Consider the following 18814-nt stretch of genomic DNA (forward strand, 5'->3'; position numbering starts at 1 on the left):
CTCACAATTCATAGGTGAATCAAAATTGAATGAGCCCCACCTACCTGATCACCACTCCCGTTGAAGTCGATGTGCTCTGGAAAGTGAACGCAGATAGCGAAGAAGAGGCGATTAAGAACCTCTCAGAACACTGCAGTGAGCTGAAGAAAACACCCGACGCAATCACTGTGGGCTCGATCACAAAAGGCATTTCATACCGAGGGCTGCCTGACGAAACGCAGAGCATCCAACAGATGTCGATCCGATTTGCTTCGGACAATCCTCGTCGATGCGTTGTCTTCGACGAAATTGACGAAGAAGAAGCCTGAGCGTCCTCACTGCAGGACAACCCGATCCAACCTCAGTGGTTGATTCAGCTGCAGTCCATCCAAGCAACGCATCCCTGATTTCAATGAATCCAATTAAGACGGAACAGAAACGGGTCTTACTTCTGCAAGGCCCGTTTCTGCAGTAATCAGCCAGCTACAGCTGAAATGCTGTAAGGGGCTTCAGGAAAGCTGGTGGGCATTGGATCGAGCTTGCCTTCAGCCAATGCTTTGGCTCGAAGGTACATCTGACTTGATGTGGCCCCAGCTGCTTCCAATGCTTTGGCGACGACATCCCAATTGCGGATTTCAGTAGACATTTGATTCTCAATTGAAGTTGACACAAACATCGCCAGCCAACTGACCTAACCGTGACGGTGAAACCCGCCAAGGAACCGAACACCCATAACGAGACACTCGAAGTTAAGAGACACCTACGTCGAGCGACCTGCCCCCCGGCCGGGCGTCCTCTTTACATCCCGTTACAAACCGCTTAACATTCCAACATCGCAAGAAACAGCATGTTCGGCACTTCAGACCTTCTCGTTCTGATCGGCAGTTTCGGAGCTGCGTGCTTCGCTTTGAGCCTCTACAAAGCAGCCCGTCCAGCCCACTGATCAATTACATCCGACAGCCCCAGGCCGTGGGAGAAGAAATACCTGTCAGAGTATTTGTACTTATCGGCAGCTCATGACTAGCGAAAATGCTCTGGTGCTGATCCTCAGCTTCTTATGTGCTTGTCTGATGGCGAGCATTTCTAAGATCTATAGCCCTGCGGAAGACTAAAGATCACGGGAACAAGACATTTTTTTGAAGACAGCATTTTTTATTGCTATCAGACAAATTTTTGTTGAACTATTCAGGTGTATAAACGCGTCCCAGAAGAATTCTTGAGGCCAATTTCACTCGAAATGAATCGGTCCAATGACCTTTGCCCGCCAAAGAGATGACTTCTTTGATGAACAGTGTGTTTGCTTCTCTCTTCGTCATCTCAAAGCCTCGACTCACTTCGTGTTAATCGAGGGCATACCGAAGATTCAAGGGGTTGAGGTCAATCCTTATTAATGATGTGCCTTAAGGCGTCTCGATGGGCCTCATAACGCTCTCTCGAAATCAATAAAAGATTCAAGCGAGAGTCTCTGAGCGTCAGATCAAGACGATGAGAAGTGTCCAGCCGTCTGACTTCTGCATGGCCTCCCAGGCTTCGATGGCGTTATGTCTGAGCATCCTGCGGATGACTGGTTGACCGCTGCCGCGTAGCGGTCTGGTCTCCACACCGAACCGTAGTGTGAGTTCACTGGTTTCAGCGGGAATCAGCCGCTGAAGGAAACGGGGAAAGAACGGTGCGAATCCGTCGCTGTCCCGCAGCTGTGAAACGTCGGCTTTCCGCCCGCGTCAGTCAGAACGCCCGCCAGGATTCCTCACGACGCGGATCGTATGAACTACTTGTCCAAGTCCAGCCCCATGCTGCGGGCTGGTGTGATCTCCACCGCGGGATTGCTAGCCGCTTCTCTGCTCAGCCCTGCCCATGCCCATCACCCCTTCGGAATGGGAGACAGCACAAACCTCACCGCTCTACAGGGCTTGTTGAGTGGCCTCGGCCACCCGCTACTGGGACCTGACCATCTGCTGTTCTTACTGGCCATCGCTTTGATCGGCCTACCGCGACCCCGCGCCTGGGTGCTGCCCTTGCTGGCAGCTGGTCTGAGCGGCAGTGTTCTGTCTCAATTCATTCTCCTGCCGGATGCTGTGGCTCCCTGGGCGGAGGCACTGGTGTCTCTCACTCTTGCTGCAGAAGGCTTGATGGCTCTTATCGCCATACCTACATCTCTTTTATTCCCGTTGGTGGCTCTGCACGGTTTTTTGCTCGGGAGCACGATTGTGGGTGCCGAACCCACGCCTCTGGCGACTTATTTCCTGGGCTTGCTGATCGCTCAGGGAGCCTTGCTGCTGGTGGTCACCAGCTGGTCCAAGGCCCTGCTGAAGCGCATCGGCGCTCAGGGGCAACGGCTTAGTGCTGGTATCTGGATTGGCATTGGTATGGCGTTTGCCTGGGTAGCCCTGATCGACTGATCAAGAGTGTCAAACGTCTTAATGCCACTGAGGCCGAATGACTCAAGGCTGTGACATCAACCATGCGGGATGACCCCGAGTGGACCTGAAAAATCCCACAGCGACGGTGTTCACCAATTTGGTGGGCACCGCTTCCACCCGCCCACTGCAGGCAAACAAAAACCCCACTCGTGAGAGCGGGGCATTGAAGTATGAGGGTCAGACCATCAACGGCAACCACAGATGAGACCATCCGCGCATGGTTCGCAGCAGAAGGCTTTGCCATCGCGCATCACAGCTTTTGAGACCTCGACGCTGCACTGACAGTCGGCGTTGCATTGGCACTTGATGAGATCGGTATTCATGGTGGTTACCGGAATGGAACAGTTCTTTTCTATACCTGATGACCGTGTCTCAACAGGGGGACAACCGACCATCGAGGTACGGCTTAACGTGCGTTTATGCGTAGCCGTAAAAGCCAGAAGCCGCCGCAGCTAGAGCCCTTGCAAACTCTCTGCAGAGCGAGTCCGCGACCCGTTGCAATGCACCGCCGGGAACTGACTAGAACCCCCTGGCAAAACAGTGAAGGCTGGTGGAAGCTCACGACATCAGGTCAGCTTTGGTGGGCGCCTTTCGGTGCTCGCCGGTGGCGCAGGACACCATGGTTCGTCGCTGGCGATCAGCTGTGGCACTCAAGCCAAGCCACTAGCTCTGAAGAAACCGAATCACTGCTGGATCTGCTAGCTAAAGGGCGTCAATGGCAGCTCGATGATCGACTTGAAAGGCGTGCTGCTGATGCCCGTCGCCGCCGGGCTCTTAAGCCAGCCCATCCTCCGAGACAGTGCTGCTGCTGTGGCTGCACGTTCATGCCCAAACGTGCGGATGCCAGGTGCTGCTCAGGTAGCTGCCGGGCAAAGCTCAGCCGACACAAAGCATCAGAAGTTTGGTGCGGTAGCGAGTGCAGTTGACTCTCCTCCTAGACAAGGGAGGGGGGCACAGGCTTGCTGACTATCACCAACTCAACTGAAATAGTCTCCAGCCAACTGATTTCAGCATCGTTTCCCATGCCTCAATCGCGTTGTACCTGAGAATCCGTCTGATCACGGGCTTAACATTTAGAGAATGTTACTCCGCAGTTCAATAAAGATTGAATAGTCATAGTTCGCTTGTTATCCCATCAACGCATGAAACGACTTGCACTCACGATTGTTTTTCTACTGACCATCCCGCTAGAGAGCCAGATATCAAGAGCCCATGACGGTCATGGAGCGGACAGTCTTGGTGTCAAAATCGAGAGACTTGCAAATTCAACAAGACAATGGGATGGAGCCCGTTTGCCGAACTATCCGCAAGGCCAACCAGAAATTAAGGTTCTAAGGATAAAAATTCCTGCAGGTGTGACTCTCCCTTGGCACTATCATCCAGTCATCAACGCAGCAGTGATACTTGATGGAACGCTAGAGCTATATTTGCAAAATGGAACTAAGAAAAGATATGAAAGCGGAGATGCTTTGATTGAAGTCGTAAATACACTGCACTCAGGGAAAGCCGTTGGCGACAAGCACGTCAATCTAATTGTTTTTTACGCTGGAGAAAAAGGGGAGCAAACAACTATTTTGAAAAAGTGAACTACAACACTTTTCTTTGCCCAATTATAATAAGTTTTGGTCTTGAGCTATCTGCGCATTATAAAACCAGTCAACACCATTCTTTGGTGAGTGAGGTTCAACCTGTGGGCGGTCCTTATTTGGCATGCCCCCGAACTATTTCACATGCTTGATGCTTGACCTATTTCGTACTTCCCGCTGGGTTGGCACATCAAAACAATGAACCAGATGCCACCAATGAAAGGGACAAGGCTAATAAACATCCACGTCCATTTTTTACCTATATCACGAAGGCGACGAACCACAATCGAGAGATTGGGGAAAGCGCTTGCCAATACATAAATAAATAATAGAGAAAAAACGAATTGTAGTCCCTGAATATCTACCAAGCCATTGGCAGCAGCAATCCCCATCAGCACATAAACCCCGATGATGACAATCAAGTTCACGAGATAGAACCACCAATACTCGGCTCTTGTTGCTTTACCGCCGTAGGTGAATGACTTTCTCCAAGCAATTGTGAATGCTTCTACAGGTCCCATGAAAAATGATGCTGTCTCCTAATGACCTGTTATAGAAGTCATCAATAGGTTTAGCCACGAATCGTTTTATTCGACATTTGGCATCTAGACAGTCCAGACCTCTGGTTCGTCATTGCTCCCTTGCTCATCGTTCACCAGCTAACCCCTACCTGTCTTCGGCGAGTGTCTATCGACAAGTGGGCGGTCCGTTTTCGGCATCAGTGGAGTCTGGCCATCATTCGAATCAGACTGGCGGCTGATTGATCTGCTGCATGGCGAATCCCTGGGGGGAGCAGCCCGATCGAGATAAATTGCTGGATTTACTAGTCGCCATGCCGACGGAGATCCTTTACGACATTCCGCGCCTAGCAACGACGCCTAGACTGGTACATAAGTACCAAGGCCTATGTCTGTTGATCATGGGGTCTAGAGCTCGCCAGAGTCAGATCGCCCGATCTTTTTGGATGTCGCTCCAGGGGTGACGGTCATCGTCCAGCACGACCTTCAGATCGGAGAGAAGCGTGACAAGGATTGGTGGATAGGGCAGGTGATCCACTGCGGTGGTGGTGCCCGTGACCCGAAGATCCACAACCTGTTCCAGATCAGTGATGTGGATACAGGCGTGATCCGCTGGGTCAATGCAGATCTGGTGACCCACATCCTCCCGAAGGCTCCAGGGCAATGATCAGAATGCGCAATCAGTCGGCATAACTGCAATATCTCGAATGCAGATGTGTTGTGGCTGCTGCCAACAGAAGAGGACAATTTTTGCGAGTTCCACCGGCTCAATGAAGGTCGGATTGCCAAGCATTTCGCAGTATTCCTCAAAGCTGATCCCCATCTTCCGATGAATCGCTGTTCGGATCAGTCCGGGCGCAAGGTTGATCACACGGACGTTGTGCTCTGCCTCTGACATGTTCATGCTCTCGCCCAACGAGCGCACTGCGTGTTTGCATGCGTGATACACAGGTGCTCCTGGCGCAGGCTTTCGGTCACCAATAGAGCTGATATTGATGATTGTTCCACATTTGCGTTCTCGCATACCTGGCAAAACATGGTGAATGCCATTGGTCACCCCTTTGATCATGGTGTCGACTTCCTCGTTGATCTGCTCGAAGCTGATACTGTCCAGTCCACCGATGTGGATCATTCCTGCGTTATTGATCAGACAGCCTGTGGCCCCGTACTGACTCTCTGCTGACGCGATGGCATCCCCCAGCGCTTGGGAATCGGAGACATCGAGCTGTCTGTAGAGCACTGCCTTATTGGCCAATGCGGGATCGGCCTCCTGGTTTCTTGATATCAATAAACAGGGGTGACCGGCCGATGAAAAAGCATGTGCCAAAGCCTTCCCGATCCCTGCGCCCGCCCCTGTAATCACCACCAGTTCTGTTGTCATGGCTTCGATCGACTGATTAGGTTATTCATAGCTTGGCAAGAGATTCTTTCACTGAGTAATTAACTTTCTTTTGAAACCCACAACCTTCTAAGGGCCCATGGCAATAAAAAAACCCACACCTGGCGGCGCGTTGAGTAGTCGCTATCGATCTCCCGACATAAACCTCACACCAATCACGCCCCGCTATGCGCGGGGTTTTTATTGCATTGGTCTTTGGGGTACATCTAAGCTCACAGCGAAGCAGAACACTTAACGAATGCCTCGCAGGACTATTGCCATTGCTGCAGCACTGTCTGTGCTTGCTCTTGGGTCGCAGTTGAATGTCGTTCGTGCGAACCCTTTATTTAATCAATTATTTCGTCAAGGAGCTGAAAGTTACAACTCAGGCAATTATCGAGGAGCACTTACTGCTTACACGAAGGCGATAGAAATTAATCCTAAAAGTGCTGTACTCTACGAATACCGTGGAGACGCTAATTTTCAGTTGCAAGATTACCAAGGAGCAATTGCTGATTACACGAAGGCAGTAGAGATTAATCCTCAGCTTGGTGATGTATACTTAAGTCGCTGCATTTCCAAGGCTCATTTAAAAGATTATCAAGGATCAATTTCTGATTGTACGGAATCAATCCAGATTGATCCTCAGAATGCCATTGCCTATTACAATCGTGCTTATTCCAAGGGTAAATCAAAAGACCTTCAAGGAGCAATTGCTGATTACACGACGGCAATAGAGATTGATCCTCAGTATGCCAACGCTTATGTGGATCGTGGAATTGATAGAGAAAACATGAATGATCTTAAGGGCGCCTGTCTTGATTGGAAAAAAGCAGCTGGTCTTGGGAAAGAAAACGCTGCTGAATGGGTGAAGAAGCAGTGTTAGAGATTAGTCCTGTAATCACACGATGAGATCATCACACCTGAATTCCTCAAATACCTGGCACGATTGAGCGCAGCAAGTATTAACCAAAGACGCTGCAGCAAACCGTTGCTAAAACACTTAAAGACTCCCGTTACCTATGTCCCTAGAACAACTCAAAGCCTTTTTGGAAAAAGTCAAAGGTGATTCTAGCCTTCAGGAAAGACTAAAAGCTGCAAAGTCTTCTGATGAAGTTGTATCTATTGCCAAAGAGCATGGCCATGAATTTACTGCTGATAAGATCATTCAGCTCAGTACAAAGGATCTAGAAAACGTGTCTGGAGGTATGGATACTTCCTTCTTTGACTCGGCATGTTATGAGGATTGACAAGGTCTTTGATTGCTTCAATAGCCTTAGGTATCCCATAAGCAAGACTCCAATGCCTGGCAAGATTGATCGCAGTAGTTATTGACCAAAGACGCTGCAGCAGACCATTGCTATAAATATTGAACTGGCCTATCACCCATGTCACTAGAGCAACTCAAAGCATTCCTCGCCAAGGTCAACGAAGATTCCAGCCTTCAGGAGAAGCTCAAAGCAGCAAAGTCACCTGAAGATGTTGTAAGCATTGCTAAAGAACATGGTCATGACTTTGCTCTCGAACATATCAACCAGTTGACTGACAATGAGCTTGAAGGCGTATCAGGCGGCACTGCTATTACTCCAATAATTGCTGCTACAAATGCTGCAAGCAATGCTTTGAGAGCCGCAGGCCAAAGTTGCGGTTAAGCCTTAATCAAACAAACCCATGTCCCTAGAACAACTCAAAGCCTTCCTCTCCAAAGTCAAAGGTGATTCCAGCCTTCAGGAGAAGCTGAAAGCAGCTAAGTCACAAGACGATGTTGTTTCTATTGCCAAGGAGCACGGTCATGAATTCACTACTGACAAGATCAGCCAGCTCAATGAAGAAGAGCTAGAAGGCGTGGCTGGGGGTTGGAATATTGGGTTAGGCGCGGGGGGTGGAGGCACATGAATGGCGACAGGGGCGTCTTAGGCGTACTTCTTCCCCTCGGCTTCAAAACTTACACACTCAAAGCCTCTGCATTGACAGGGGCTTTTTATTTCTTCAGTTACTTTTTAATCTCAGAAAAAGAGGTAACAGGCGCAATCAATACTTGCGCATGATGACTATTTCAAGTTAGGAAGTATCACGTTTTGAATAACTTCGTTAGCAACTTTGCCGTTGCAATAAGGACCTAAAGTAGAAGCCAAACCGACTACAGCTGCTCTGGCATTGTCCGATTCTACTGCCCATAAATAAGCAGGCCTGAGTTGAGGTTGTTCCTCAACGGTCGCTACTATTAATTCATGTGCAGTTTCTTCTGAAATAAATTCCTTAATTACGTTACATTGAGCCGTCGCAATAGTACTAATAATTGCGGCTCTATAATGCTGTTGTAGTGTTTGTGCGTGTAAAGGCAAGCCAATGTCGACGGATGCCATTACAGCGATAATCAGAAGCTTAGATTTCATCCGAGTATTGGCGTTAGGTTCATTCTACGGAGTTAGCCTCTTCGACTTCTATAGCACTTAGAAGAGCTTCAATAATGTCTAGAGAACCATTCACCTGCCGGACATCCTCAAGTGCCTTTTGAAGACGCTTGAGGCGTTCTTTAGACACAACTAGGGCGGACTCACTGAGTTCGTCCACTACAGGCTCTCAATAATGGCGTTGAACTCTTCAGGTGTCTCAGCATCCATAGCCATCCGTTGTTCAGGCACCTGTAAAGCGCACTTTTAGGGAAATTCCTTGGATCGTTGAGAAAGTGCAGACGTACACCACCGGTAGTACACGGCAGGTACTATCTGGCCATCACCACTATTTGTGGTGGGCCGGGTGATGGGGATTATCTGGTTCGAAACGCTCCATGAGGGGGCGTTTTTTATGGCCAACTACGCCAGGCTGCATCCCCTCAAAAAAGCAAGGCAAGCCTTATCGGGCTGGTCCCGGGACGGTCATCACGACAGAAAGAAATCGCAGAAGCACTGCTTGATTTCCAGGATTAATCAACTGATTTATTCCCATGGATCAAGCCGAAATCAACAACTGGATTGCCATCGCTGAAAAGATGGAAGCCAATGACGACACCAGTAGCTGGTTTTATCTGCGTGCACGAGCCATTGCTGATGGAAAGCCTGACCCGATGCCCAACGTGTCCGAGTTGATGCCTCAGTCGTTTTAAGTCGAAGCAGTGCGTTTTGAGTTGAATTGGTTATGGACCTCGAAGGGCTGGGTTAATGACCCCGCATGGTGGGCTCTTTGAGTGACCGAACCTCAACTGTGTAGCAAGCCGTACGCATAAATACTCACAGACTGGTTAGACCTGTATCAACGTCATGAGTGACGAGGCCTCGGTTCAAACGCCGGTGCCATTTTTTTGTGGCTGACAGCATTCGCGGTCAAAGACGTGAGATCGAGAACATGAGTTAGGGCGATAGGGATACCGCCCCCTTTCCTCTTCAAGCAACAAACGCATAAGCCTCCAACGTCGGACGGATTGGCTTCTTAGGCAATGCGCGATTCGACCGATGGCAAGACCGCCACTGCGGGTGGAGAGTGAGGCCACGAGATCGGAGGCGTTCATGACAGACGACGGTCCAACACAGCAGATTCCAGAAGCAGACTGACTTTCTGGCCCCTGCTCCAACAGTCTCAACCATGACCTGGGTTGGTCCTTTGGTGGGCATTCCTTGTACGCCACGCCAATCGACGCTCCGCTTGCACCGCTCTAGGTGCCCCAGGAGTTCGCACCCGACACCTAGAGCCAATGGCCCCAGGGCGCCTCTAGCCAGACGCTTCGACCCCTTCCTTCCACAACAAGTGATGGGTTGAACAATGCACAAACGAGCGAGTTAGGCCGTCTTTCCAACCGGAAGGGCGGCCTTCCTCTTGGGAACTCAACGTTCTTGCCACTGAACACGAAATGATTCGGTGCTCGTTGATCCAACAGCAAGCCATCAAAAAGCCCCCTCGTGAGAGGGGGCTTTCCGATTCAGTTGACCTGAATCGTTTGTTGATTCCAGATCAACCGATGGCAGGTGCTTGCAGAGCCACAGGTGTGGACTCAGCAGCAGCCAGGTCGAGGGGGAAGTTGTGAGCGTTGCGCTCGTGCATGACTTCCATGCCGAGGTTGGCGCGGTTCAGCACATCAGCCCAGGTGTTCAGGACGCGGCCCTGACCATCAAGGATGGACTGGTTGAAGTTGAAACCGTTCAGGTTGAAGGCCATGGTTGACACGCCAAGGGCGGTGAACCAGATGCCGACAACAGGCCAGGCAGCCAGGAAGAAGTGCAGGCTACGGCTGTTGTTGAACGACGCGTATTGGAAGATCAGGCGACCGAAGTAACCGTGGGCAGCCACGATGTTGTAGGTCTCTTCTTCTTGGCCGAACTTGTAGCCGTAGTTCTGGGACTCGCTCTCGGTTGTTTCACGAACCAAGGAGGAGGTCACCAGTGAACCGTGCATGGCGGAGAACAGTGAACCACCGAAGACGCCAGCCACACCAAGCATGTGGAAGGGGTGCATCAGGATGTTGTGCTCGGCCTGGAACACCAACATGAAGTTGAAGGTGCCGGAGATGCCCAGGGGCATGCCGTCAGAGAAGGAACCCTGACCGAAGGGGTAAACCAGGAACACGGCGGAGGCAGCAGCCACAGGTGCGCTGTAAGCAACGCAGATCCAGGGGCGCATGCCGAGGCGGTAGGAGAGTTCCCACTCGCGACCCATGTAGCAGAAGATGCCGATGAGGAAGTGGAAGACAACCAGCTGGTAAGGACCGCCGTTGTACAGCCACTCATCAAGAGAAGCAGCTTCCCAGATGGGATAGAAGTGAAGGCCGATGGCGTTCGAGGAGGGAACAACAGCACCAGAGATGATGTTGTTTCCGTAGATCAGGGAGCCAGCAACGGGCTCACGGATGCCGTCGATGTCGACGGGGGGTGCTGCGATGAACGCAACGATGAAGCAGGTGGTGGCAGCCAGCAGGGTGGGGATCATCAGCACACCGAACCAGCCCACATAGAGGCGGTTGTTGGTGGAGGTGACCCACTCGCAGAACTGCTGCCAGCCGTTAGCGCCGGAGCGCTGCTGAATGGTGGTGGTCATGAGAACGGGAAAGAAGCCTGTGGGTCGAAACCCGGCGGCAAGTAAAGAAAGTCGGATAACCGACCACGCCAATGTAAAGCTGTTTTGCGCAATGTGAACCATTCGTCTCGCCAAAAACGGGACAGCAACCTTGATCGCAATGATCAGCTCAGCTAATCGTTCCTGCTATGGCCATGTGGGGTGGTTGATGAACGACCAGAAAGGGAACTTGTGCAGTCGTTGTGATTTTTGCCTGAACAACTAGATGCCAAGACCACAAATGAACATCGACCCAGTCCGATCAGGGTGGACATAGCGGGACATTTCTCGTTTCGGATGTTCGGTCCCTTGGCGGGTTTCTCCGTCACGGGTAGGCCAGCTTGCTGGCGATAGTTTTTATCTTCAAACGATCAGCAATGTCAACTGAAATCCGCAATTGGGATGTTGTCGCCAAAGCGATGGAAGCAGCTGGTGCCACATCAAGTCAGATGTATATCCGCGCCAAAGCATTGGCACTGGGCAAGCTTGATCCGATGCCCACTAGCTCCCCCGAAGCTCCGTACAGCATCTCAGCTGTAGCTGGCTGATCACAGCAGACCCAAGCCTCACAATTGTGAGGCTCACCCACTCAATCAAAGACATGACAACTTCAACTCAAACTCGATTCGGTTTCAGCAACTTTGCTGAGACTTGAAATGGTCGTTTAGCAATGCTGGGCTTCGTCATCGGCCTTGGCACAGAGCTGGTCACCGGCCAGGGAATTCTCGGTCAAATCGGTTTCCGACCCCGCCCAATCGGGGTCGCATTCGTGACGACTTGCCCGGCGGGTGCCCATGCCGGACTCATCATCACGTGATCGCGTGCATCCTGTAATGCGCGCGACCACACTGTGATGTTGACCTCTTGAGCAGCCTCGTTTGGTGTTGTCGATGACCTGATCTCCGCAATGGTGTCGTTTGCGGACATCTAATCAACTTTTTATTCTGTTCAACTAGTTGGCTGACACGATGATCTGCCCGGCGATTATGGCGATGTCACCGGGCTCGTCGTCTCGCGGTCTCCCCTCACAAAGCAGCCGCATTGTGATGTTGGTCATCTCGCCAGTGCTGTTGTGGTGTCGATTGCGCTGATCTGATCGACATTTGTATTGAGCGGGTGAAAGTAGAAGCCTTAGTGGGAGCAGCTCTCATTGATGCCTGTGCACAAAACAACAGAGCGGTGATGACTCAACCTCAGAAACGTCTTGACAAGCTCAGAAGTTGCAGATTTTGGAGTTAGTTGCATCCTCGGCGCAGTAGCACTTATTTGACCCTGAAAATCAGTGTCTTTGCAATGAATAAAAAATGGCCGTCAATTCTAGTAGTTTGCTTGAAACATGATTCGACTTTTCCTAAAGTAACCAACTTGAAGGGCTGTGAGTCAAATTTCGGTCTGCTTTACGAATCTGCATCTGAAGCATGCCAATAGTACGCTTCGTCATTATCAATTGCTGGTCTCTGGCCCTTGATTGGTGGAGACTTGGCAGCCTTTTAGAGCCTATGCCTAAATTAAATGTGAAAATATAAATATTGATATGTTCGGTTATTGCTACAAATCAGTATGGTTTTCGATAGCGGATTGTTTTAAGTGTTTCTTAGTATTAGTTATCCACTTGGATCTGTCATGGCATCACGCATAAGACTTTCAACATCAGAGGAGTTTGAAATTGCAATTAGATGGGAGACGGTCCGGTCTGAATACTTCCGTTCAGTCGGTAATATTCAAAAGTCTGATGAATCTCTTCTGACAGTCAAAGAGCTTCGATTGCGCCTTAAGTCTGAAGGCATAGACACTAATCCTGATAAGATCACCGAAGCAGATAATCTTGATGTGGGAGATATTTCTATCACTGCAAAGCCTTCAGAGACAGTCTTTGCTTGATATGTCTCTGTTCACTTAAGTAAAGCATATAAGGCGGGAGTTGATCTGCAGTGCCATGGTCTTCAGCCGCCTCAACCCTAGGAGACGGGAGAATTTGGTTTATAGCTTTCTCAGAATTCTTTGTGTAAACTAAGAGATAGAGTTAATGCCAAGGAGAAATCGTCAATAACGCAATAGAGGTCTAGGATTTTTCATCTATATGGAATTCTTTATACAAAGCCTTAGCACCATCTTCATTCATTGTGTCAACTAGCATAATGATACGGCTTTTCCACCACTTTTTGATAGGACCTGCGTCTTTTTTGATGAATGAATGAGGAGGCATATTCACAAGGTTCTCGTCGACTAAGAGACTTATAAACGATTTTTGCAAAAAAGCAAGTAGCAACAATCACTAGGTATTTCACACAGCAAACTCAGCTCACGTATGTGAATGGGCTCTGTCTGCATATCACAAGTTGCATTTACTTCTGGTCATCGAAATGATAGGTGTATACCACATAGACAATGTTGATGTAAGGCAACTACGGCTGAAAAGATTATTTTGCTAGGTGATCACCTGGTCTTGTGTAATTAACAATTTCCCCGTAGGCAATACATTGAGCCAGCTTTATTAAGCCCATTGTTAAAGCATTAGTTAAGGCTGTGACGAACGTTGCGTAAGGGTCCTGAGCTGTTGGTTCTTGAGAAGAGCTCTCTACGTGAGGTCATCACCGAGGCATGACAAGACTGTGACTATGGCTTCACTGATGACGCTGTCTCTGGGTTCACACTCAAGCTCACACGCCGTGGGACTGGTCTCGAAACGAGCTACAGCCTTCTGCCCAAGCCAGCCAAGATTACTAAGGCAGACACCGAAGCAATGGCCTAGGTGCGTGAAATGAATGTCTCCTGCCTCACCGATAGAGGTCACCCCTTTATCAAGCCTGCTGCTTCTTTCATCACTGACAGCAATGAGGAGGGTGGAGAGTTCTGATAAGCGGTATGGCATTCATCAGTTCATCATCAACACTTCAACCTTCACTGATGTGAGACTCCTCGACTGATATCGATTCAAGACCCGCTCTTAGAAGGCGGGTCTTTTGTTGCCTCGAGCTTCGGGGTTTGTCTAGCCCTGCTCGGTGTCTTCGCAGCGGATCTCTTCAATGGAGTGGGGGTGAGCCTTGATAAAAGGAACCACCTCCATAGCCAGAATCCTTGCTTCGTACGCATCTCCGGCGTAGTAGCAGCTTTCGACTCTTCGACTACTGGACTCTCGGTGCCTAACCGTATAGCGCTTGTGACTTTTCATAGATCCAAAAGTGGATTCACCTAAAGCTTCGGCCTGATCTGGCCACATAACAGCAAAGATCTTTAATTACTTCGGGATCACTCGACTGCTTTTGAGTGGCATGCTCTCCTATGTTGTATCAAGTCCTATCTGCTGTGAGGCAAGCGGGATTATTCTTGCCTTGATCTTTGGGGTATATCAGAAGACTCGGGTCTAGCCTTCGATCAGAGGCACAGCCCAAATAAAACAAGTCGCAGACGTCCTTCTTTTACAAGGACTAGCCAGTTGTAGCTATCCATCTCAGGTCCAGGCGAAGGAAGCCTGCGATGAATGGGCTTCCAAGAAGAATAGATTGATTTTATCAAGGCTTACGGCGGGGCAGGAGCAAACGACTGGTTTGAACTAGATCGCAAGTGCGTGCTTGAAGGAGTCACTAACCAATGGCTATGCTAGAAGGGAGATTTTGATGATGCTGATCGGGCAATAGCAGAATACAGGATTGAATGTGACGATACATCTAATCTACCGGCATGTTCTGATTGGAAATTTGTCAAGAATTTCCACTATTAGTTTTTACTAGCCTTGAATTTTGTAGTATATCTATTATTTGGCCAATAATATCTATAGGCTGTGGCTAGGTTGTATCCAACCGGCACATCGTTCATTGATTCTGGCAGGTTCCACGGTTGGTAAAACCAAGTTTCACATTACCTGTGCGAACTCTCAAAGACAAAATATCACTGTGTCCAATATTGTAAAATGGGAGGAGGGTTGCAACGTACGCTATTGGATTTGCATCATTGGCAGAAATAAGATCTGCCAGAGGCTATGTATTGAAATCAAGAAAGGCGGACCATTCAGCCTAATTGTGGTCCAATAATCACTCATCAGTTAAACGACAGCCTCACTATTAAAATTCTGTAAGTTCACTGATGTCGTTCTTCAGTTCTTGAATTGAAGATTTAACTGTCTCAAGCTATTTCCGGTGCTCTTCAGCTCTAGCTTCTAGTGCTTTAATTTGCTTCTCGATTTTGTTTTTCTGCATCTGCCGATAATGTGAGTCAGAGATGACATATACACGAGGTGAAAATGCATTGTTACTGTCAAAAACTGAATCAAGTGTCGGGAATGAGAACATAATTTCAATTATTGGTGAATCTAGGCTAAAAGCCATTCATTGCTGTTGATGCGGAGAACCGAAGCTATTGATTAGGGCTTACCTCACCCTCAATGGATACTTTATTTTTTCTAAATAGCTCCAGCATCCATACAGGCTCATCGCCAGTTAAGACGTAGGAGTTCTCTTTGTTATGGAGGACAGCGATATCTACGATGTTCCTTTGAATGTGGAACGCCCAGCGATCAGCATCCGCAAAGATTTCGTCTAAGCAAAGCTCTAGAAGGCAGGCATCAAAGAACTCTGCAGGTGACATCAGGTCTGAATCGTCGGACATAGTAACAGCACAAAACGTAAAAGCTATTTTACTGTCTTCATCTTGTTAACCGCAGGCATCAGCCCATGCCTTGCTTCATTGCTATCAGGCATTCACGATGTTATCTATAGCCTAATGAACTTTGTATTAACCAATTCAGCATGAAACAGACATGCAATAATGCGATAAATTCTTATTCATCTTGCTTTAGTTCGTCAACACTAAGCCTGTCTAGGTTATCAAGAGTGTTTTCAAGCAGTACCTGACCCTGTAAAGACTTGGCACTGATTGCAGCATTGTACGGTGGAATGTAGCTCCACCAATTCTCATCGTTGATCAATCAGGGCTGATGCTTTGTCTGCCTTCAGATGGTGCATGTCAACTGGCATTTCTCTTTTGCCTGGGTCCAGGCATGGCATGTTTGGACATTTATTATTAAGCTGAGCTCCACTTAATTTGGGCATATAAAGCCGTCCGTGATTCTTAAATGTGATGAAAAATATTCCTCTGCTATACGTACTTTGGAATCCAGGCAAAACTCTCTGCCGGCTTTCGAGATAGGTTCGGTTATACGCATTCATATACCGAAACAGAGTCCCTATGGTGTTAGAAACAGCTTTACCTAAATGAACACTACTGACCTTCTTGTTCTATTTGCCAGCTTTGCAACCGCTTGTTTCACTCTCAACATCTATAAGATTAATCGAACCGCTAAGCAATGACAGACCAAATTACAGTTTTATTCCTTGTAAGTTTTTCAACTGCCACACTTGCCTTGAGTATCTATAAACTCAACAGAGTAGTTTATTAGTAATCTGCTATCAGTTATTTTCTTGGCAAGGTATGGTTGTTCCGTTCATTTGCTCATTTTGATTCATAGATTGTTTAAGACACGTTGGTCGATGGCGATAGCTTAATAAGGTAGGGCCTTTCTGCATATTTAACTTCCACTAATAGAGTTTATGCTTTATTTGTAAGTTCTTTTATATAGTTTGCAATGCTCTTTGCTATTGCAAAGAACGATAGTTAAATCGGTTTTGCATTAGCTCAAAAGGGCTATAAATTTTTGACTGATTTGATTCCTTCTGCTGTCCGATTTATACTCATGCAATAAAGAATGGGTGTATGACATCAACAGGTTTTGATTATATATATTCAGCCCTACCTCACAGCAGGTAGGGCAGTTGGTGAGATCAGGGCTTTGCACAGTCTCTCACTCTTCTTTTTCTTCCTCTTCTCCAACTGGGATCAAGCGAACTGCCTTTTTGCCTAGCTTGATTTCGAATTCGTCACCAGGCTGTAGTTCAAGCATCGCTGTATAGGCTTTGCCGACCAGCAGATTGCCATTGCCTTGCACTTTTGCTGTGTAGCTAAGCGTGCGACCCCCTTTGCCCATAGCAGCAGAGCCACCTAAGTCAATGCCTTTTGCTTTGAGCAAGGCTTCATAGAAGGATGTGAAATTCACACGGTCTGAACCGTCCTTCTTCTTGGAGACGTAGCCACAAGCTGTTGCAAGATCAGTCTTTGAGACATCACCAAGGTCTTTGACTTTGGCGAGCAGTTCAGATCCAGTGAGCATGTTGTTTTCTCTGTTACTTCATTAATGGCTCAGAAATGATGCGTCGTCAACTGATTAAGTGTGGCGATGATGGCGGCGATCAATTCGCTGCGCCAGGAACTGACTAGCTTCGTCAACCAACTGCTTTGGGTCAATCACTTCGGGGTGAAGGCGGGAATAAACATTCAGTAGGTTGACCCTTAAGGCGTTGGTGGCTTCACCCTCTTCTTCGGGCACCAGATCAAGTAGACGACGTGCCTCTGTGATGGTCTTGATCTATTGGGAAGACGGATCCCACTCTGTCAGTTTCGGGTTCGTGCTGAATGGTTTAGTCATATCAGAACCTCAATGTCTGTTCGATCTCTCCGAAAAGTTAATTGCGCCGCTTGGCGGCGGCTTTTTCAATCGTGTCATTCTGCCCGGCGGTGATGGAGGTATCACTGGGCTCGTCGTCACAAGGTCTCCCCTCACAAAGTAATCTCTCCGCAATGTTGGCTAACACGGCAGTGCTGTTGTGGTGCCGCTGGAGAGCTGATCGTTGTTCTGGTGACACCTGTCTGTGACTCATCGGTTTGCCATCGCCAGAAGGATTAAGGAGTTAGGGGAGCCTCGATCGGTATTGGCGACTCAATGGGTATTTGCTTGATCTCGTCTTTGGCTGCATCTGCAGTAATGAAGCCGCCAACGATGACAACCGCCAAGCAGCTCAGGCCACCAATTACTCCCACTGCAGTGATCACAGCAGTTATGTGATCACCTGTGTTCCCTGGACCAGTGCTTTGAACCATCAAGTCAATTCAACTACTTCTGTTCTGGCTGGTGCCGATCCCTGAAGCAAGAAATCATCAGATTCCCTCTTGCTGCAAGAGAAATCGGCATGTTGAAAATCGATTAGCCACTAGTCTGATAAAGCTCTCTCTAGGCGTGGGAGCTTTTGGCTGATCTGAGTGACAAACGGCCGCCGGAAAGTGAGTTATGCAGAAGGTCTGAGACGTAGCGCCTACCTGCTTTTTGAGCTTCTTGAATGGACTTAAAATTGCCAACAAAGTCGTAATCAGAACCGTCAATAGTTGCCGTGACTGCGTATAAGCTTTTAGTTACTTTTTGGACACTCCAGCGTAGAAAGCAGGCTGGAGTTTTTTGGGATGCATTCATGCTCGTCTCCATTTCGTGTGTCGAACTTATGCTTATCCAAATGAATAAGCGCACAGATTTATTATTTCGCAAATAGGTATTTATTTTTTGTTCGGTTTTTGGGTGTGATTGGATTGCTGCTTTGGTTCCATTGTGCTTTTGCAGAAATCAGCTAAGCGGCACTTTCTGCATGAGACCCGTGCAGGTGTTTGGCACGGGATACGCGCTAGGTCTGCGAGATGTTCAATGCCAATGAGTATTTTCTCTTATGAGTGAATTGCTAGGTAGTTTATTCGCCGACACAAATTATTTGACTTTCTTGTGCAGTGCCTCCTATAGAGCGCTCACTCGGGAGCAAAGCATGTATGAATTGAAGAAAGAACCCCTTCAGAGTTCTATCACTGAAAGATGGGATGCACTTGATGATTATTTCGTCTGCATCACAGAATGCGATTTGAATGACAAAAATTGCATCACTAGCTGTCTTGTGACTCATTTGAATATTGATGACGGATCAGCAAGTACCGTCGCGGCTTAGATCGAACATCCCCCGCCAAGTGCGGGGTTTTTTATTGCCATGATCTTTGGGCTACACCTAAGCTCACAGCACA

Annotated in this window: 25 protein-coding genes, 1 pseudogene and 1 riboswitch; of the genes and pseudogenes, 14 read left to right on the forward strand and 12 right to left on the reverse strand. The window is 48.4% G+C overall.

Annotated elements, in window-relative coordinates; all coding sequences use genetic code 11:
• Positions 1-29: 29 nt before the first annotated feature.
• Entirely contained in the window at positions 30-308 is a 279-nt protein-coding gene (locus SynBIOSU31_RS12275) for a hypothetical protein (RefSeq protein ID WP_186490422.1), read from the forward strand.
• A gap of 146 nt (positions 309-454) precedes the next feature.
• On the opposite strand, the gene SynBIOSU31_RS12280 is transcribed toward SynBIOSU31_RS12275, so the two are convergent.
• Positions 455-625, reverse strand: coding sequence for a hypothetical protein (locus SynBIOSU31_RS12280; RefSeq protein WP_186490423.1), 171 nt, complete (start codon positions 623-625; stop codon positions 455-457).
• An 826-nt stretch (positions 626-1451) separates the two neighbouring features.
• Positions 1452-1580 (reverse strand): hypothetical protein, encoded by a 129-nt coding sequence (locus SynBIOSU31_RS14840; RefSeq protein ID WP_255477236.1) that lies wholly within the window; start codon positions 1578-1580, stop codon positions 1452-1454.
• Positions 1581-1586: 6 nt separating this feature from the next.
• Positions 1587-1735: riboswitch (cobalamin riboswitch) on the forward strand.
• A gap of 34 nt (positions 1736-1769) precedes the next feature.
• Between SynBIOSU31_RS14840 and SynBIOSU31_RS12285 the strand changes: the two genes are divergently transcribed.
• Complete coding sequence (locus tag SynBIOSU31_RS12285) at positions 1770-2378, forward strand: HupE/UreJ family protein (RefSeq protein WP_186493048.1); 609 nt, start codon at positions 1770-1772, stop codon at positions 2376-2378.
• A gap of 206 nt (positions 2379-2584) precedes the next feature.
• On the opposite strand, the gene SynBIOSU31_RS12290 is transcribed toward SynBIOSU31_RS12285, so the two are convergent.
• Positions 2585-2794, reverse strand: coding sequence for a hypothetical protein (locus SynBIOSU31_RS12290; protein WP_186490424.1), 210 nt, complete (start codon positions 2792-2794; stop codon positions 2585-2587).
• Between the two features lie 24 nt (positions 2795-2818).
• On the opposite strand from SynBIOSU31_RS12290, the gene SynBIOSU31_RS12295 reads away from it, so the two are divergent.
• Positions 2819-3325 carry a hypothetical protein gene (locus SynBIOSU31_RS12295; RefSeq protein ID WP_186490425.1) on the forward strand — a complete coding sequence of 169 codons (507 nt, stop codon included), beginning with the start codon at positions 2819-2821 and terminating at the stop codon, positions 3323-3325.
• Positions 3326-3541: 216 nt separating this feature from the next.
• Positions 3542-3985: a cupin domain-containing protein gene (locus SynBIOSU31_RS12300; protein WP_186490426.1), complete on the forward strand. Its 444-nt coding sequence runs from the start codon at positions 3542-3544 to the stop codon at positions 3983-3985.
• Positions 3986-4125: 140 nt separating this feature from the next.
• On the opposite strand, the gene SynBIOSU31_RS12305 is transcribed toward SynBIOSU31_RS12300, so the two are convergent.
• On the reverse strand, positions 4126-4506 hold the full coding sequence (locus SynBIOSU31_RS12305) for a DUF805 domain-containing protein (RefSeq protein ID WP_186490427.1): 381 nt from the start codon (positions 4504-4506) through the stop codon (positions 4126-4128).
• A 457-nt stretch (positions 4507-4963) separates the two neighbouring features.
• On the opposite strand from SynBIOSU31_RS12305, the gene SynBIOSU31_RS12310 reads away from it, so the two are divergent.
• The gene (locus SynBIOSU31_RS12310; RefSeq protein WP_370593631.1) at positions 4964-5170 is read left to right on the forward strand and encodes a DUF3104 domain-containing protein; all 207 of its coding nucleotides are present in this window, start codon (positions 4964-4966) and stop codon (positions 5168-5170) included.
• Here SynBIOSU31_RS12310 and SynBIOSU31_RS12315 read toward each other — a convergent pair whose 3' ends face one another.
• Positions 5171-5884 carry an SDR family oxidoreductase gene (locus tag SynBIOSU31_RS12315; protein ID WP_186490428.1) on the reverse strand — a complete coding sequence of 238 codons (714 nt, stop codon included), beginning with the start codon at positions 5882-5884 and terminating at the stop codon, positions 5171-5173.
• Positions 5885-6140: 256 nt separating this feature from the next.
• Between SynBIOSU31_RS12315 and SynBIOSU31_RS12320 the strand changes: the two genes are divergently transcribed.
• From SynBIOSU31_RS12320 to SynBIOSU31_RS12335, 4 genes are all read left to right on the forward strand, one after another.
• On the forward strand, positions 6141-6767 hold the full coding sequence (locus SynBIOSU31_RS12320; protein ID WP_186490436.1) for a tetratricopeptide repeat protein: 627 nt from the start codon (positions 6141-6143) through the stop codon (positions 6765-6767).
• 136 nt (positions 6768-6903) lie between these two features.
• Complete coding sequence (locus SynBIOSU31_RS12325; RefSeq protein ID WP_186490445.1) at positions 6904-7131, forward strand: Nif11-like leader peptide family natural product precursor; 228 nt, start codon at positions 6904-6906, stop codon at positions 7129-7131.
• A gap of 138 nt (positions 7132-7269) precedes the next feature.
• Positions 7270-7533 carry a Nif11-like leader peptide family natural product precursor gene (locus tag SynBIOSU31_RS12330; RefSeq protein ID WP_186490453.1) on the forward strand — a complete coding sequence of 88 codons (264 nt, stop codon included), beginning with the start codon at positions 7270-7272 and terminating at the stop codon, positions 7531-7533.
• A gap of 19 nt (positions 7534-7552) precedes the next feature.
• Positions 7553-7777, forward strand: coding sequence for a Nif11-like leader peptide family natural product precursor (locus SynBIOSU31_RS12335; protein ID WP_186490461.1), 225 nt, complete (start codon positions 7553-7555; stop codon positions 7775-7777).
• 155 nt (positions 7778-7932) lie between these two features.
• Here the strand turns inward: SynBIOSU31_RS12335 and SynBIOSU31_RS12340 are convergent, their stop codons facing one another.
• Entirely contained in the window at positions 7933-8277 is a 345-nt protein-coding gene (locus SynBIOSU31_RS12340) for a hypothetical protein (protein WP_186490463.1), read from the reverse strand.
• Positions 8278-8828: 551 nt separating this feature from the next.
• Here SynBIOSU31_RS12340 and SynBIOSU31_RS12345 point away from each other — a divergent pair.
• Positions 8829-8987 carry a hypothetical protein gene (locus SynBIOSU31_RS12345; protein ID WP_186490465.1) on the forward strand — a complete coding sequence of 53 codons (159 nt, stop codon included), beginning with the start codon at positions 8829-8831 and terminating at the stop codon, positions 8985-8987.
• A gap of 842 nt (positions 8988-9829) precedes the next feature.
• Here the strand turns inward: SynBIOSU31_RS12345 and psbA are convergent.
• A complete protein-coding gene (psbA, locus tag SynBIOSU31_RS12350) occupies positions 9830-10909 on the reverse strand; it encodes a photosystem II q(b) protein (protein ID WP_186490358.1) in 1080 nt (359 codons plus the stop codon).
• Between the two features lie 395 nt (positions 10910-11304).
• Between psbA and SynBIOSU31_RS12355 the strand changes: the two genes are divergently transcribed.
• The 3 genes and pseudogenes from SynBIOSU31_RS12355 to SynBIOSU31_RS12360 all read left to right on the forward strand — a co-directional run bounded on the left by SynBIOSU31_RS12355 (position 11305) and on the right by SynBIOSU31_RS12360 (position 12808).
• On the forward strand, positions 11305-11475 hold the full coding sequence (locus SynBIOSU31_RS12355) for a hypothetical protein (RefSeq protein ID WP_186490467.1): 171 nt from the start codon (positions 11305-11307) through the stop codon (positions 11473-11475).
• 53 nt (positions 11476-11528) lie between these two features.
• Positions 11529-11666 (forward strand): annotated as a pseudogene (locus tag SynBIOSU31_RS14845) (high light inducible protein); the annotation flags it as partial.
• Positions 11667-12550: 884 nt separating this feature from the next.
• Complete coding sequence (locus SynBIOSU31_RS12360) at positions 12551-12808, forward strand: hypothetical protein (protein ID WP_186490469.1); 258 nt, start codon at positions 12551-12553, stop codon at positions 12806-12808.
• A 697-nt stretch (positions 12809-13505) separates the two neighbouring features.
• Here the strand turns inward: SynBIOSU31_RS12360 and SynBIOSU31_RS12365 are convergent.
• The 5 genes from SynBIOSU31_RS12365 to SynBIOSU31_RS12385 all read right to left on the reverse strand — a co-directional run bounded on the left by SynBIOSU31_RS12365 (position 13506) and on the right by SynBIOSU31_RS12385 (position 17306).
• Positions 13506-13799 carry a hypothetical protein gene (locus tag SynBIOSU31_RS12365; RefSeq protein ID WP_186490471.1) on the reverse strand — a complete coding sequence of 98 codons (294 nt, stop codon included), beginning with the start codon at positions 13797-13799 and terminating at the stop codon, positions 13506-13508.
• A 117-nt stretch (positions 13800-13916) separates the two neighbouring features.
• Positions 13917-14099 (reverse strand): hypothetical protein, encoded by a 183-nt coding sequence (locus tag SynBIOSU31_RS12370; RefSeq protein WP_186490473.1) that lies wholly within the window; start codon positions 14097-14099, stop codon positions 13917-13919.
• A 1181-nt stretch (positions 14100-15280) separates the two neighbouring features.
• Positions 15281-15532: a hypothetical protein gene (locus SynBIOSU31_RS12375; protein WP_186490475.1), complete on the reverse strand. Its 252-nt coding sequence runs from the start codon at positions 15530-15532 to the stop codon at positions 15281-15283.
• Between the two features lie 1192 nt (positions 15533-16724).
• A complete protein-coding gene (locus tag SynBIOSU31_RS12380; protein ID WP_186490477.1) occupies positions 16725-17090 on the reverse strand; it encodes an AbrB family transcriptional regulator in 366 nt (121 codons plus the stop codon).
• 54 nt (positions 17091-17144) lie between these two features.
• Positions 17145-17306: a hypothetical protein gene (locus SynBIOSU31_RS12385; RefSeq protein ID WP_186490479.1), complete on the reverse strand. Its 162-nt coding sequence runs from the start codon at positions 17304-17306 to the stop codon at positions 17145-17147.
• Between the two features lie 401 nt (positions 17307-17707).
• Between SynBIOSU31_RS12385 and SynBIOSU31_RS12390 the strand changes: the two genes are divergently transcribed.
• The gene (locus SynBIOSU31_RS12390) at positions 17708-17902 is read left to right on the forward strand and encodes a hypothetical protein (RefSeq protein ID WP_186490481.1); all 195 of its coding nucleotides are present in this window, start codon (positions 17708-17710) and stop codon (positions 17900-17902) included.
• Positions 17903-18814 lie beyond the last annotated feature (912 nt).

The organism is Synechococcus sp. BIOS-U3-1, from assembly GCF_014279975.1.
In the GTDB taxonomy this organism is placed as follows: domain Bacteria; phylum Cyanobacteriota; class Cyanobacteriia; order PCC-6307; family Cyanobiaceae; genus Synechococcus_C.

What these genes read in the sequence shown, in the direction of transcription:
- SynBIOSU31_RS12370 (WP_186490473.1), bottom strand. Translation starts at nt 14,099, where the DNA reads ATGAAAAGTCACAAGCGCTATACGGTTAGGCACCGAGAGTCCAGTAGT.
- SynBIOSU31_RS12345 (WP_186490465.1), top strand. Translation starts at nt 8,829, where the DNA reads ATGGATCAAGCCGAAATCAACAACTGGATTGCCATCGCTGAAAAGATG.
- SynBIOSU31_RS12375 (WP_186490475.1), bottom strand. Translation starts at nt 15,532, where the DNA reads ATGTCCGACGATTCAGACCTGATGTCACCTGCAGAGTTCTTTGATGCC.
- SynBIOSU31_RS12300 (WP_186490426.1), top strand. Translation starts at nt 3,542, where the DNA reads ATGAAACGACTTGCACTCACGATTGTTTTTCTACTGACCATCCCGCTA.
- SynBIOSU31_RS12320 (WP_186490436.1), top strand. Translation starts at nt 6,141, where the DNA reads ATGCCTCGCAGGACTATTGCCATTGCTGCAGCACTGTCTGTGCTTGCT.
- psbA (WP_186490358.1), bottom strand. Translation starts at nt 10,909, where the DNA reads ATGACCACCACCATTCAGCAGCGCTCCGGCGCTAACGGCTGGCAGCAG.
- SynBIOSU31_RS12355 (WP_186490467.1), top strand. Translation starts at nt 11,305, where the DNA reads ATGTCAACTGAAATCCGCAATTGGGATGTTGTCGCCAAAGCGATGGAA.
- SynBIOSU31_RS12360 (WP_186490469.1), top strand. Translation starts at nt 12,551, where the DNA reads ATGGCATCACGCATAAGACTTTCAACATCAGAGGAGTTTGAAATTGCA.
- SynBIOSU31_RS12285 (WP_186493048.1), top strand. Translation starts at nt 1,770, where the DNA reads ATGCTGCGGGCTGGTGTGATCTCCACCGCGGGATTGCTAGCCGCTTCT.
- SynBIOSU31_RS12365 (WP_186490471.1), bottom strand. Translation starts at nt 13,799, where the DNA reads ATGCCATACCGCTTATCAGAACTCTCCACCCTCCTCATTGCTGTCAGT.
- SynBIOSU31_RS12380 (WP_186490477.1), bottom strand. Translation starts at nt 17,090, where the DNA reads ATGCTCACTGGATCTGAACTGCTCGCCAAAGTCAAAGACCTTGGTGAT.
- SynBIOSU31_RS12280 (WP_186490423.1), bottom strand. Translation starts at nt 625, where the DNA reads ATGTCTACTGAAATCCGCAATTGGGATGTCGTCGCCAAAGCATTGGAA.
- SynBIOSU31_RS12275 (WP_186490422.1), top strand. Translation starts at nt 30, where the DNA reads ATGAGCCCCACCTACCTGATCACCACTCCCGTTGAAGTCGATGTGCTC.
- SynBIOSU31_RS12340 (WP_186490463.1), bottom strand. Translation starts at nt 8,277, where the DNA reads ATGAAATCTAAGCTTCTGATTATCGCTGTAATGGCATCCGTCGACATT.
- SynBIOSU31_RS12315 (WP_186490428.1), bottom strand. Translation starts at nt 5,884, where the DNA reads ATGACAACAGAACTGGTGGTGATTACAGGGGCGGGCGCAGGGATCGGG.
- SynBIOSU31_RS12290 (WP_186490424.1), bottom strand. Translation starts at nt 2,794, where the DNA reads ATGGTCGGTTGTCCCCCTGTTGAGACACGGTCATCAGGTATAGAAAAG.
- SynBIOSU31_RS12295 (WP_186490425.1), top strand. Translation starts at nt 2,819, where the DNA reads ATGCGTAGCCGTAAAAGCCAGAAGCCGCCGCAGCTAGAGCCCTTGCAA.
- SynBIOSU31_RS12305 (WP_186490427.1), bottom strand. Translation starts at nt 4,506, where the DNA reads ATGGGACCTGTAGAAGCATTCACAATTGCTTGGAGAAAGTCATTCACC.
- SynBIOSU31_RS12330 (WP_186490453.1), top strand. Translation starts at nt 7,270, where the DNA reads ATGTCACTAGAGCAACTCAAAGCATTCCTCGCCAAGGTCAACGAAGAT.
- SynBIOSU31_RS12325 (WP_186490445.1), top strand. Translation starts at nt 6,904, where the DNA reads ATGTCCCTAGAACAACTCAAAGCCTTTTTGGAAAAAGTCAAAGGTGAT.
- SynBIOSU31_RS12335 (WP_186490461.1), top strand. Translation starts at nt 7,553, where the DNA reads ATGTCCCTAGAACAACTCAAAGCCTTCCTCTCCAAAGTCAAAGGTGAT.